Consider the following 12,550-nt stretch of genomic DNA (forward strand, 5'->3'; position numbering starts at 1 on the left):
CTGGTCTGATTCTTTTGGGTAGTTTATTAGTCTAGCAGATTGTTACAGCGTGCATTACCGCCTGTCCCCTTCTGCTGATTGCCCCTGGGCCAGCAGAAAATCATATAAAAGCACCAGACAGACATACGTAAGCAAAAGTCGCAGCAGATAACAATCAAATCATTTCCAAAATGAAAAAAGGCGCATTAAGCGCCTTGTTTCATTGTCTTATCAAGCCAGCTGGCAAGGATAAACAGAGCCCAAATGTAAAATCTGAGTCAGCTCATCCAGCGCCGTGCGCACTTCAACAATCAGCTTAGGATCGGCCAGATCAGCCTCGGTGAGGCGATCCCGGTAATGCCGGTCTACCCAAGTGTTTAATTTGGCAAACAGCACATCATTCATCCAGATATGCGGGTTCACCGCGGCCAGCTCTTTCTCCTGCAAGGCCACACGCAAGCGTAAGCAAGCCGGGCCTCCGCCGTTTTGCATACTTTGCTTTAAATCGAACACCATCAGCTCGGCAATCGGACCATTACTGGCCAGCAAGCCTTGCAAATATTCCCAGACAGCAGGTGTCGCACGGCATTCATCCGGCACTACCAGATTCTGGCGGCCATCAGCACGGGCCAGCAGCTGGCTGTTAAAGAGATAAGACTTCACCGCATCAGCCACACTGACCTGTGCCAGTGGCACTTCAATCACCTGCAAACCACCACCCAGCTTAGCGTCCAGCTCGGCATAAACAGCCGCCTGCTGTAAAAACGCCGTTTCATGGGCAAACAGCACATTCTGGTTACCTACCGAAATGACATCATTATGAAATACACCCGCATCAATAACGGCAGGGTTTTGCTGGGCAAACACCAGCTTATCCGCGCTTAAGCCATGCAAACGGGCAATCGCCTCGCCCGCTTCTCTGGTTTGGCGGGCCGGGAATTTTTGTGGCTCAGCCGAGCCGCCCCAGTGCTGGCGGCCATAAACAAAGAATTCAACGCCAGACTGGCCATAGTCGTGACAAAAGCGGGTGTGGTTGGCCGCACCTTCATCACCAAACACCGCCTGCATGGGCAGCGCATCATGATGGGCAAAGACCGCATCATGATTAAACATGGCTTTGAGTGAACGGGTGGTCTGAGCGTACTCGATGGCACGGTGAAATTTATTTTGCAAATTGGCCGCAGTAAAGTGCACCCGGCCATCCGCCGTATCCGCTGAAGGGCTGACGGTTGCAGCATTGGCGGTCCACATACTGGATGCAGACGACACATTGGCCAAAAGGCCTGGCGACGCTTTAGCCACCGCCGCCAGCACGCTGGCGTCATCCCCGGTAAAGCCCAAATCGCGCAACAGGCCAATGGCCGGGCGCTCTTGCGGCACAAATACGCCCTGCTTATAGCCCAGATCGGCCAGCGCTTTCATTTTGGCAAGGCCTTGCTTAGCCGCTTCACGCGGATTGGCAGCTTTATTGGCGTTGGATGTGGAGGCCACATTACCAAAAGAATGGCCGCCATAATGGTGGGTTGGCCCGACTAAACCATCAAAATTAGCTTCAAAACTGGTCGACATTTTTATTCCTTCTGATGACAAAACACAGGCAGCGGCCTCATTGCGGCCACCACCGTGTTTGCTGATCCATTAATCAATAACCATACCCGGCGGTAAAATCACGGGCATCGCCAGTAATTCTGTTTCTAATGAGGCAACAGGGTAAGCACAATAATCTGCTGCGTAGTAAGCACTGGGCCGGTGATTGCCACTGGCCCCGATTCCGCCAAACGGCCCGGCACTGGAGGCCCCGGTCAGCGGTTTATTCCAATTGACAATGCCTGCACGAGATTCGCGCCAGAATGTTTTATAACGCTCGCCGCTGTCAGAAAGCAGGCCGGCTGCCAGACCAAAGCGGCTGCTGTTGGCCATGCGAATGGCCTCATCAAACTGACCATAGCGCTGCAGCTGCAGCAAGGGGCCAAAATACTCTTCATCCGGCAGCCCGGCGACCTCACTTACATCAATAATCCCTGCGGTCAGCATCGCGGCATCCGCGTTTAAGCGGCACATTTTCAGTAAGGATTTGCCCCCCATTTCCATCAGGGCAGCCTGTACTGACAGCATTTTATCTGCCGCAGCCATCGAAATCATGGCCCCCATAAAGGGCGCAGGCTCTGCATCCCACGGGCCAACTCTCAGCTCGGCGCTCACATCAACAAGGCGCTCTAAAAACAAATCGCCCCACTCGCCTTTGGGCACAAATAAACGCCTGGCACAGGAGCAGCGCTGGCCTGCGGAGATAAACGCAGACTGAATCACATGATGGATTGCCGCCGGCAAATCCTGCACCTCATCCACGATCAGCGCATTATTGCCGCTCATTTCCAAAGCCAGGATTTTATCGGGGCGGCCAGAAAACTGCTGATGCACCGCAAAACCCGCAGCCGAGCTGCCCGTAAAAAACACGCCATCCAAATCAGAATGTGCCGCAAGCAAAGCGCCCGTTGCAGCGCCCCCCTGAACTAAGTTAATCACACCAGCGGGCAGGCCTGCGGCCAGCCAGAGTTCTACCGTTTTTTGCGCGGTCATTGGCGTGTATTCAGATGGCTTGAAAACCACCACATTACCCGCCAGCAGCGCCGGCACAATATGGCCATTGGGCAAATGGCCCGGGAAATTATAAGGGCCAAGCACGGCCACAACACCATGCGGGCGATGGCGTAAAATCACGCTGGCATCACCCTGCGTGGATTCTTTGCGAAAGGTGCGCTCTTCAAATGCCCGGATCGAGATCTCCACCTTACTCACCATACTGGCCACTTCCATCGCGGCTTCCCAGCGGGGTTTGCCGGTTTCAAGGCCAATCGTCCCAGCCAGCTCGTCAGAATTGGCCTGCAATAAATCAGCAAAACACCGGAGCACCGCAATCCGGTTACTCAGCTCTGTATCCCGCCACAGTGGAAACGCTGATCGTGCCGCCGCAACAGCCGCGTCAATTTCCTGAGCACTTGCTGCATTACCCACCCAAACCGCCTGCTGGCTTACCGGGTTACGTGATGTCCACGCCACCCCTTTGCCCACAGACCAACGCCCATCGATCAGCTGCATGGCTACTCCCTGGCAGATAGCGGTACTGCGCGCACGCTGTCTCCCGCCGCAATACCCAGCCGTTCGAGCACAGACTGAGTCAGCTGCAGGCCATTTTCTGTTTTCTGCCCGATGGCAATCACGCAGCGAAAGCCGACCAAACGGCGGTTGGACACCAGCCACGGCACACCCGCCTCTGCGCTGACCAGCTGCGCTTCGAAGCAGCCGCTGGCCCTTACCGCACGCACCTGGTCCAGCTCGCACTCCAGGGTTGGGCCCGCATCAAAAATATCGACATAACCCTGGTAATGAAAGCCTTCCGCTTCCAGCATGGCCCGGGCGGGACGTGTAGCCTCGTGAACTTCGCCAATGGCAAGCCGGGCTTCTTCATGCAAAAAGCAGGTGTAAATCGGATGCTGTGGCATCAGCTCAGCAATAAAAGATTTACTGCCCACATAAGACAGAAAATCCGCGCGGGCAAAATCCATACGGAAAAAATGACGCCCCAGGCTCTCCCAGAAAGGAGAGCGCCCCACTTCATCTGAAATACCGCGCATCTCGGCAATAATGCGGTGTGAAAAGCGGGCACTGTGCTCGGCCATAAACAAAAAGCGTGCTTTTGATAAAAGGCTGCCATTGCCGTCTTTACGATAATGGGGCAATAAAAACAAAGAGCAAAGCTCGCTTGAGCCCGTCATATCACTATTTAAAAACAGCGTTTCCAGCTGCTTATAAATGCCCAGCTCGCGCGAAGCATGCACATTGATGCCCACCCGGTAGTTGTACCAGGTTTCATGCATGCCCACCGCAGCCTCAATGGCCGATGTCCCTACAATTTTGCCGGTGAGCTCGTCTTCGAGTACAAACACATAACTAGCATCTGCCGTATCAGGGGCTTCAGCGTTGAGTGAGGTTTCACTTGCTAAAATTCGCGCAGACAGACGTTCAGGATTGGCTTGCAGCGTGGTCACACCCACCCCTGCTTCTTTTGCCAGTGCCAGCAACTCAGGTAAATCTCCAGTCTCAATCGGGCGAATCAACATTCACAAAACTCCTATTAAATCGGGCGCCAGCCACGCCAAAGGCTAAAAACGCTCAGTGCGGGCAATTTACAGCAGCAGAATCAGGCCGGAAAAACACGGTAAAACGCCTTAAACCAGCGCTATTTATTATTCAGTACATTCAGAAAAGACCACCCCAAACGTTTTAAACCGGGCCTTTAATCACCGCACGCTCAACCCGAAGGGAGCATGTAACCACCTTGCCCCATCCCCGCAAATACACCAGTAAACAGAGAAGGATGACGTTATACAGACAAAAACACGGCCCGCCGGTTAAACCGGCCGCCGCGATATTTTGATTATCCCTAATCCTATTTTTTCAATCTAACAAAGCAGGCCATTCATTACATCGGGACAAGCCCCAACTGTTGAGTATGCCCTTGTAAACAGACAGTAATTTAATTAGTGGCTTTCAAGTTCGATCAAGATTGACTATGAATAAGTTACCGATCAAGACAATAAAAGCCTTAAAAATGAAGCGTGCGCCTCTGTTAAGCAGTAAAAAAACAATCCGGAGCTGCATTTTCAACCAGCAGCCAGGACATAAAGCATATAGCCGCAGAGTGTTACTCCTCAACACGGCCCCCCACCTGCAAAGCAAAAACCTTTCAGCCCTGACGTTACTGTCAGCAACTTAAAGCGCGCTTTCTCAGGCCAACACCGCAGGACGAATGCAATGCCCATCACTCACAAAATTCAAAATGAGAGATGCACCATTTCAATCAGTGGTGAAATCTCCATTTACACCAGTAAATTAATGCAGGAAACCCTGCTCGAATTATTACAGACAGAAAAAACCATTTATATCGATTTATCTGAAGTCAATGAAGTAGACAGTGCAGGCATTCAGCTTTTAATCAGTTTAAAAAAATATGCTCACGATAAAAAAATAACACTGCAATTTCAGGAACACAGCCAGTGCGTACTTGATGTCATTGATCTTTACAATATTGCCGCCGAATTGGGTGATCCATTAGTACTGACACTGCGTTAGTCCCGGCAAAATCTGAAAATGACTCAGGGCATAACCCGGGAGTAACAAATGGATTTAGACAGCGCCAGAGGAGCCCTTATCGAAGAAGCGAGAGATTTGCTTAACTCGATGGAATCCGCACTCCTGACCATTGAGGGCAGCAACGCCAGCAGTGAAGAAATAAATTCGCTTTTTCGTGCCGCGCACACCATAAAAGGCTCCGCAGCGCTATTTTCGCTTGAGCATATTGTAGTTTTTACCCATAGCATGGAAAGCCTGCTGGACCGGGTCAGAAGCAATGAAATCGCTATTGATGAAAAAATGATCTCTATTTTACTTGAATGCAAAGACTATCTCAGCCTCTTAATTAATGCCGTTGAAGACAAAACAGAAAACATGGATCCGGATCCGGAAAACCGGGCAAACCTGCTCAGGCAGCTTGATGGTTTTTTGTTCTCAACAAGCAGCGTACAAACCATAGACCCCACCGGCTCCATCGAAAAAGACGAACACAAACAAACCGGCGACAGCCATTGGCATATCTCACTGCGCTTTAATAAAAATAATTTAATGAATGGCATGGATCCGCTGGAGTTTATTCGTTATTTAGCAACATTAGGTGAAATAAGTTACATCTGTACGCTAACCGATAACATACCCGCACTGGATAAAATCAACACAGAAGACTGTTATTTAGGCTTTGAGATTGATCTTGAATCGGATAAAGATAAACAAACCATCGAAGGTGCATTTGACTTTATCCGTAAAGACAGCACGATTCGTATTTTGCCCCCGCATGCAAAAATTCAGGAATATATTGATCTGATTCACTCACTGCCAGAGCCCCCGCAGCTTTTAGGAGAAATCATATTAAAAGGCGGATCAATTACACCATTAGAGCTTGAAGAAATTCTGCATATTCAAAGCACAGAACCTGACCGGCAATTAGGCAGTATTTTTATTGAAGAGAAAATAGTTGCGGCCCCGGTCGTCGCTGCCGCGTTGCAAAAACAGAAACAAGCCGAAGATAAAAAAAGCAATGAATTGAAATATATAAAAGTAGAAGCAGGCAAACTGGATGCTTTAATTAATATGGTCGGCGAGCTGGTTATTGCGGGTGCTGCGGCAAATTTAATTTCTAAAAAAACAAATGATCCAGCCATGAACGAAGCATGTGCCAACTTGTCTGAGCTGGTTGAGCAAATCCGGAACAATGCACTCAACCTGAGAATGGTGCAAATAAAAGAGGTATTTGAACGATTCCCAAGGGTTATACGTGATTCGGCCAGAGACTTAAACAAACAAATCAATCTTAAGCTTATAGGAACAGATACAGAGCTTGATAAAAGCATGATAGAAAAGTTAAGCGACCCGCTGATGCACATCGTCAGAAATGCTGTTGATCATGGCATTGAGTTCCCGCACGAGAGAATTAGCAAAGAAAAACCCGCTGCAGGCGAAATCATTCTGAATGCTTTTCACGATTCAGGCAGTGTTGTCATTGAAGTAAGTGACGATGGTGCAGGTTTAAATAAAGAACGCATTTTAAACAAGGCCATTGAAAAGAATCTAATCAGCAAAGAGGCTGTTTTAAGCGAGCATGAAATTTATCAGCTTATTTTTGCCGCTGGATTTTCCACCGCAGATAAAGTCACTCACCTTTCCGGGCGTGGCGTAGGCATGGACGTAGTAAAACGCAATATTGAACAATTACGCGGTGAAGTAGAAGTTTTGTCTGAAGAAGGAACAGGGAGTATTTTCAGAATCCGCCTTCCGCTGACCATGGCCATTATCGATGGATTTCAAGTCATGGTGGCTGATGCTACTTTTGTTATTCCACTTGATCTGGTTTTGGAATGCGCCGAGCTGACACCTGACGACGAACAGCATAATTTTGTTAATTTACGGGGAAAAGTTCTTCCTTTTGTACGCTTACGCAGCCTTTTCGACTTCCCTGAGAACAAAAGCAATAAAGAAAATATCGTTGTTATTCAATACGGCCAGCACCGTGCAGGATTAGTCGTTGACAAATTAATTGGCGAGTTTCAGGCCGTTATCAAACCTCTGGGCCTGCTGTTTAAAGAATTAAAAGGAATCAGCGGCTCTACCATTTTAGGCTCGGGCCAGGTTGCGCTTATTCTGGATGTCGCTCAGCTGATTCAATTTGCGCATAAAAAATCTGATTACTCTCACCATTCCAGCAACAAGGCAATGCTGCTGAGAGAGCATATATCCATGATAACAAACAGCCACTTTGGAGAATAATATGGATTGGATTAACCACTCAAAAATCGGGAACAAACTGCTTGTTTCATTTCTGATCATTGCAGGAACCTCTCTGCTGACCGGGGCAATCAGCATTTATGAAATAAAACAGCTCAATCAACTCGTAAACAATATGTACACAGATCAGCTAATTCCGATTAAAGACAATGCAAAAGCCAATTTAAACGCTGTTTATATTGTAAGAAAACTCAATTTTTACCTCTTAGCCAAAAATGAAAAAATGCAAAAAGACCTGATTACAGAAATGGATGGTTATGAAAAAACAATGATGGATCTTATTACTAAATTTAATAACACGCAGCAAAATGAGGAAGCGCAAAAACTCATCCAGGCGCTGCCTTCTGATTGGCAGGAATTTAAACTGGCCCAGAAAAAGGTCATTGATGCGGTTAAACAGCAACAAGATATCGACCTTATTAAAGAGATTATTATCAATGAAGTTAGGCCCAGTTTTCAAAAATTCGACGATGCCTTATCTGCCCTTCAGGATATAAAAGAGGCACAAAGCAAGCAATTTTTTAACCATGCCAACGAAAATTCAGAACAAATTACCCTGCTGATAAGCAGCATTATCATTGGCTCATTTTTACTTTCGCTAATCATTGCTATATTTATCAGCAGACAGATTGTGCGGCAAATCGGCGGCGAGCCCAGTCTTGCAGTTGATATTGCAGAACAAGTGGCATCAGGCAATTTATCAATTAATGTCGCGCTGGCTCATGAAGATCAATCCAGCATTATTTTTTCTTTAAAAAAGATGGCCGGCACGCTTAATCAAGTGATGGGCGAAATTTATGCCACATCAGATGCGCTTGCCAGCTCCTCCGAACAAGTCAGTGTTTCATCACAAAATTTATCTCAAAACGCCTCCGAGCAGGCCGCCAGCATCGAAGAAACCAGCTCATCTCTTGAGGAAATCACCGCAACAATTTCACAAAACAATGAAAACGCCAAGATTACCGAAGGCATCTCGGGCAAAGCATCGGTTAAAGCCGTTGATGGTGGGGCGGCGGTAAAAGAAACCATATGCGCCATGAAACTAATCGCGGGCAAAATTAAAATCATCGACGATATTGCTTATCAAACTAATTTACTGGCCCTTAATGCCGCCATTGAGGCAGCGCGTGCAGGGGAACACGGCAAAGGGTTTGCCGTTGTGGCTGCCGAAGTACGAAAACTGGCAGAACGCAGCCAAATTGCGGCACAAGAAATCAGCGAGTTAGCTGACAGCAGCGTGGGACAAGCCGCCAGCGCTGGTGAGCGACTGGAAGAAATCGTGCCGTTAATCCAAAAAACAGCTGATTTAGTTGAAGAAATTTCAGCCGCCTCAGAAGAGCAATCAAAGGGTATAGAGCAAATCAGCAGTGCAATGACGCAAATCTCACAAGCCACCCAAGGCAATGCGGCTGCGGCCGAAGAACTCAACTCAACGGCCGAAGAGCTGTCTGTCCATGCCTCGCACCTGCAAGAAATGATTTGCTTTTTTCGCACAGAACACACCACAAAAACAACAGGAAAAACGGGAATTCTCAACCAGCCCCCCCTATCCTGAGCCGTGCTTTTTTGGCGATCACCAAGGAACAAATCCATGAATATCCGCAACCTGAGGAAAAACAAAGAAGAAGGCCTTACTCCTGCTCCCGCAGAAGAAAAGCAGTATCTTACTTTCACCTTAAATCAGGAGCTTTTTGCTGTCATTATTCATAATATAAAAGAAATCATTGAATACGCTGGCGTCACCGAAGTGCCGCTTATGCCGCAATTTATGCATGGCGTAATTAATATGCGTGGCGCGGTGGTTCCGGTGATTGATTTAGCTGTGCGTTTTGGCAAAAGCAGCAGCAAGATTGGCCGCCGCTCTTGCGTCGTCATACTGGAAGTCTTTTTTGCCGGGGAATATCATGATATTGGGGTACTGGTTGACTCGGTCAACGAGGTTATTGAAATTCCCGCATCCAGAGTAGAGCCGCCTCCCGAATTCGGGGCAAAAGTACGCAGTGAGTTTATTGCGGGAATCGGCAGCATCAACGATAAATTCGTCATTATCCTTGATGTAAACCATGCGCTATCCTTAGGCGAAATGGCTGATCTCGTTGACGAAAACGTCCACCTCAGCTTGGAGCACCATGCCAATTCCGACTCCCGCGAAACACAATAAACGAGTTACAACACCGCCATGCCGGTTAAGCGCATTGTTCTGCTCCCTGGCGAAGTTCGCTTCTCCCAATCACCTGACCAGCTTTACACGCTGCTGGGCTCCTGCCTTGCCATCACTGCATGGCATCCTCAGCGCCTGCTTGGTGGCATGTGCCATTTTTTGCTTCCCGAACCCACGCAAAATGCAGCATTAGACGGCCGTTACGGCAGCGATGCTTTTAATTTGCTTTGCCAGTTTATGCAGCGTAATACCACCTCCCCCAGCGAATACCGCTACCACATTTACGGCGGCAGCAATATTTTGCAAGCAGAAGTCAGATCCTTATCCATAGGCAGCCGCAATATTTACGCTGCCAAGCAAATATTACTTAATGCGTCGCTCAATATTGATTTTGAAGACACGGGAGGACGCCATTCCCGCAGAGTATTACTCGACCTGAGCACGGGCAAAATCATTGTTCACCGATTATTGCATCAGGCCGAATAACGCAAAATCACGACCAGACTGGCAGGCAATCTCAACTCAAAAAGCGCAATCTGTATTAACACCCTATAACTAAGATTATGCTCATTAAGCAAGGCTAAACCATGACCATTAAAGTCATGATCGTTGATGATTCTGCGGTGGTGCGGCAAGTCATGCTCGACACGCTTTCAAAAGCCAGCGACATCGTAGTGATCGGTTCTGCACCAGACCCCATTTTTGCCCGCGAAAAAATGGAAAAAGAATGGCCGGATGTAATCGTACTGGACATCGAAATGCCCCGCATGGACGGGCTGACCTTTTTAAAAAAGATCATGGCCGAGCGCCCGACACCCGTGGTGATCTGCTCTTCGCTCACAGAAAAAGGGGCGGAAATCACAATGCAGGCCCTTTCGGCAGGAGCGCTGGCCATTATCACCAAGCCCTCTCTTGGCGTGCGTGATTTTATTCAGGACAGCTCGGCCGATCTGATTCATGCCATTCGTGCCGCTTCCATGGCAAGACTGCAACGGCTGCGCCCGTCCACAGCCGCCACGCCGCAAGCCCATCACAGCAGCCCGCCTGCGGCACCGCCCTCAAGAACACCTTCAGCCCCGGCATCATCGGCCAGCATCATGCAGGAAAGAATGAGCTCGCCAAAGCTTTCGGCCGATGCGATTTTGCAGGCTGCTGGCAGCCAGAGCACCATACAAACCACGCAAAAAATCATCGCCATAGGCACATCAACAGGAGGCACACAGGCACTTGAAAGCATTCTGCCCGAGCTGCCTAAAACCTCGCCCGGCATTGTGATTGTTCAGCATATGCCCGAAAAATTCACCGCCACTTTTGCAGCAAGGCTAAACAGTCTTTCGCAAATTGAAGTACGGGAAGCCAAAAACAATGATCGTATTTTACCTGGGCTTGCACTAATTGCGCCGGGTGGGAAGCATATGCTGGTTAAGCGAAACGGCACCCAATATCATGTGGATGTCATTGATGGCCCAATGGTCAGCCGGCACCGCCCGTCTGTCGATGTGTTATTCCGATCCGTCGCCAACGCAGCTGGCCGGAACGCAACCGGGTTTATTCTGACCGGCATGGGGGATGACGGCGCCAAAGGCTTAAAAGAATTGCATGACACAGGTGCCCGTACCTACGCGCAGGATGAGGCCAGCTGTGTGGTTTTTGGCATGCCTAAAGAAGCAATAAAACTGGAAGCAAGCGACGAAGTGATTGCTCTTGAGCGAATTCCTGACGTGATTGCAAAACTTTCCAACCGGTGATGATTATGCCCTTCGAACTCAATGTTTTTATTGTAGAAGACAGCCTCATTCAAAGAATGCATGCCGCCACACTCTGCGCCGAGCTGGGGCTGAGCGTGGTGGGTGAAGCATCCGATGGCAATGAGGCTCTGCTTCTTTTGCAAAACTCCCCGCTTCCGGATGTCATGCTTATTGACCTGGAAATGCCAGGAATGGATGGCATTGAGCTGATTCAGGAATTAGCACACCGGGACATTGCGGTATCGGTGATTGTATCCAGCGCCAAAGAAGACGCATTGATTTCGTCGGTAGAAACCATGCTGCAGGCTTATGGTCTGCCTGTGCTTGGCGCCATCAAAAAACCACTCACTATTGAGCAGCTCAGCAAATCATTCGATCATTTCAAACCCATCAGCAAAGACAGCCCGCAATCGAGGCCAGAAGTCGTTATGGCGGCTTCTGAAATCACGAAAGCGCTGGTTGAACATCAGTTTCTTGCCTATTTCCAACCTAAGATTTCCATCAAAACGGGCGTCATAAAAGGGGTTGAAACTCTGATTCGCTGGCAGCACCCCGAAAAAGGGCTGGTCATGCCTTCGCAGTTTATTTCCATTGCAGAAGAGCAAGGATTAATCAACGAGCTGACGATGGAGATTCTGGACCTGGCCCTTCAGCAGTGCCGGCACTGGCATGAACGCGGATTAAAAATTACCGTGGCGATTAATTTATCCATGCTGTCTTTATCCAACTCCACTTTTGCCGAGCATATCGCCCAGAAAGTAGCGAGCTATGCCATCGACCCCAGTTTTATTGTGCTGGAAATCACTGAAACAGCCGTAATGGGCGATGTAGGCAATGCGCTGGGAACGCTGGCAAGGCTCAGACTTAAAGGCTTTGGTTTATCGATTGATGACTACGGCACGGGTTTTTCATCGATGCAGCAGCTTTCCCGCATCCCCTTTACCGAGCTAAAACTGGACCGATCATTTGTAGATGGCGCACATGCCAAGCCTCATCTGCGCGCCATTCTTGCCAGCGCCATTGAGATCGCTAAAAAACTGGAACTCAGAAGCGTGGCTGAAGGCGTTGAGTGCGTAGAAGACCTGGTCGTCTTACAAGAGCTGGGCTGCGATATTGTCCAGGGCTATCTCACCGCCAAGCCCATGCCCGGCGATGAAATCGTTCCCTGGCTGAAAAACAACAACCAGCGGCTCAGAGAACTTTGCAAACCAGCGCCCTGAAGCCAGTGCAGCCCGGACGCCACGTTTTGACCGTGGCGTTTATTGTT

General features: G+C 48.9%; 10 protein-coding genes. 7 read left to right on the forward strand and 3 right to left on the reverse strand.

Annotation, left to right across the window (positions count from 1 at the left end):
- Positions 1–210: 210 nt before the first annotated feature.
- From astB to astA, 3 genes are all read right to left on the reverse strand, one after another.
- The gene (gene astB / locus HA050_RS15675; RefSeq protein WP_166828123.1) at positions 211–1,548 is read right to left on the reverse strand and encodes an N-succinylarginine dihydrolase; all 1,338 of its coding nucleotides are present in this window, start codon (positions 1,546–1,548) and stop codon (positions 211–213) included.
- Between the two features lie 69 nt (positions 1,549–1,617).
- Positions 1,618–3,078, reverse strand: a complete 1,461-nt coding sequence (gene astD, locus HA050_RS15680) for a succinylglutamate-semialdehyde dehydrogenase (RefSeq protein ID WP_166828126.1) — start codon at positions 3,076–3,078, stop codon at positions 1,618–1,620.
- Between the two features lie 2 nt (positions 3,079–3,080).
- Positions 3,081–4,100 (reverse strand): arginine N-succinyltransferase, encoded by a 1,020-nt coding sequence (gene astA / locus HA050_RS15685; protein WP_166828128.1) that lies wholly within the window; start codon positions 4,098–4,100, stop codon positions 3,081–3,083.
- A 694-nt stretch (positions 4,101–4,794) separates the two neighbouring features.
- Here astA and HA050_RS15690 point away from each other — a divergent pair.
- The 7 genes from HA050_RS15690 to HA050_RS15720 all read left to right on the forward strand — a co-directional run bounded on the left by HA050_RS15690 (position 4,795) and on the right by HA050_RS15720 (position 12,503).
- Positions 4,795–5,112, forward strand: coding sequence for an STAS domain-containing protein (locus HA050_RS15690; protein ID WP_166828131.1), 318 nt, complete (start codon positions 4,795–4,797; stop codon positions 5,110–5,112).
- 48 nt (positions 5,113–5,160) lie between these two features.
- Complete coding sequence (locus tag HA050_RS15695) at positions 5,161–7,356, forward strand: chemotaxis protein CheA (RefSeq protein WP_166828134.1); 2,196 nt, start codon at positions 5,161–5,163, stop codon at positions 7,354–7,356.
- Between the two features lies 1 nt (position 7,357).
- A complete protein-coding gene (locus HA050_RS15700; protein ID WP_166828137.1) occupies positions 7,358–8,929 on the forward strand; it encodes a methyl-accepting chemotaxis protein in 1,572 nt (523 codons plus the stop codon).
- Positions 8,930–8,965: 36 nt separating this feature from the next.
- Positions 8,966–9,535, forward strand: coding sequence for a chemotaxis protein CheW (locus HA050_RS15705; protein WP_166828140.1), 570 nt, complete (start codon positions 8,966–8,968; stop codon positions 9,533–9,535).
- 18 nt (positions 9,536–9,553) lie between these two features.
- Positions 9,554–10,021, forward strand: a complete 468-nt coding sequence (locus tag HA050_RS15710; protein WP_166828143.1) for a chemotaxis protein CheD — start codon at positions 9,554–9,556, stop codon at positions 10,019–10,021.
- 101 nt (positions 10,022–10,122) lie between these two features.
- Complete coding sequence (locus tag HA050_RS15715) at positions 10,123–11,283, forward strand: protein-glutamate methylesterase/protein-glutamine glutaminase (protein WP_166828146.1); 1,161 nt, start codon at positions 10,123–10,125, stop codon at positions 11,281–11,283.
- A gap of 5 nt (positions 11,284–11,288) precedes the next feature.
- Entirely contained in the window at positions 11,289–12,503 is a 1,215-nt protein-coding gene (locus HA050_RS15720; RefSeq protein WP_240929094.1) for an EAL domain-containing response regulator, read from the forward strand.
- Positions 12,504–12,550 lie beyond the last annotated feature (47 nt).

Origin of the sequence: Iodobacter violaceini (genome assembly GCF_011601265.1) — a bacterium.
GTDB lineage: Bacteria > Pseudomonadota > Gammaproteobacteria > Burkholderiales > Chitinibacteraceae > Iodobacter > Iodobacter violaceini.

Excerpts from the sequence above, each read along its gene's own strand:
- HA050_RS15695 (WP_166828134.1), top strand. The coding sequence starts at position 5,161 with ATGGATTTAGACAGCGCCAGAGGAGCCCTTATCGAAGAAGCGAGAGAT.
- HA050_RS15690 (WP_166828131.1), top strand. The coding sequence starts at position 4,795 with ATGCCCATCACTCACAAAATTCAAAATGAGAGATGCACCATTTCAATC.
- HA050_RS15700 (WP_166828137.1), top strand. The coding sequence starts at position 7,358 with ATGGATTGGATTAACCACTCAAAAATCGGGAACAAACTGCTTGTTTCA.
- HA050_RS15715 (WP_166828146.1), top strand. The coding sequence starts at position 10,123 with ATGACCATTAAAGTCATGATCGTTGATGATTCTGCGGTGGTGCGGCAA.
- HA050_RS15705 (WP_166828140.1), top strand. The coding sequence starts at position 8,966 with ATGAATATCCGCAACCTGAGGAAAAACAAAGAAGAAGGCCTTACTCCT.
- astB (WP_166828123.1), bottom strand. The coding sequence starts at position 1,548 with ATGTCGACCAGTTTTGAAGCTAATTTTGATGGTTTAGTCGGGCCAACC.
- astA (WP_166828128.1), bottom strand. The coding sequence starts at position 4,100 with ATGTTGATTCGCCCGATTGAGACTGGAGATTTACCTGAGTTGCTGGCA.
- HA050_RS15720 (WP_240929094.1), top strand. The coding sequence starts at position 11,289 with ATGCCCTTCGAACTCAATGTTTTTATTGTAGAAGACAGCCTCATTCAA.
- astD (WP_166828126.1), bottom strand. The coding sequence starts at position 3,078 with ATGCAGCTGATCGATGGGCGTTGGTCTGTGGGCAAAGGGGTGGCGTGG.
- HA050_RS15710 (WP_166828143.1), top strand. The coding sequence starts at position 9,554 with ATGCCGGTTAAGCGCATTGTTCTGCTCCCTGGCGAAGTTCGCTTCTCC.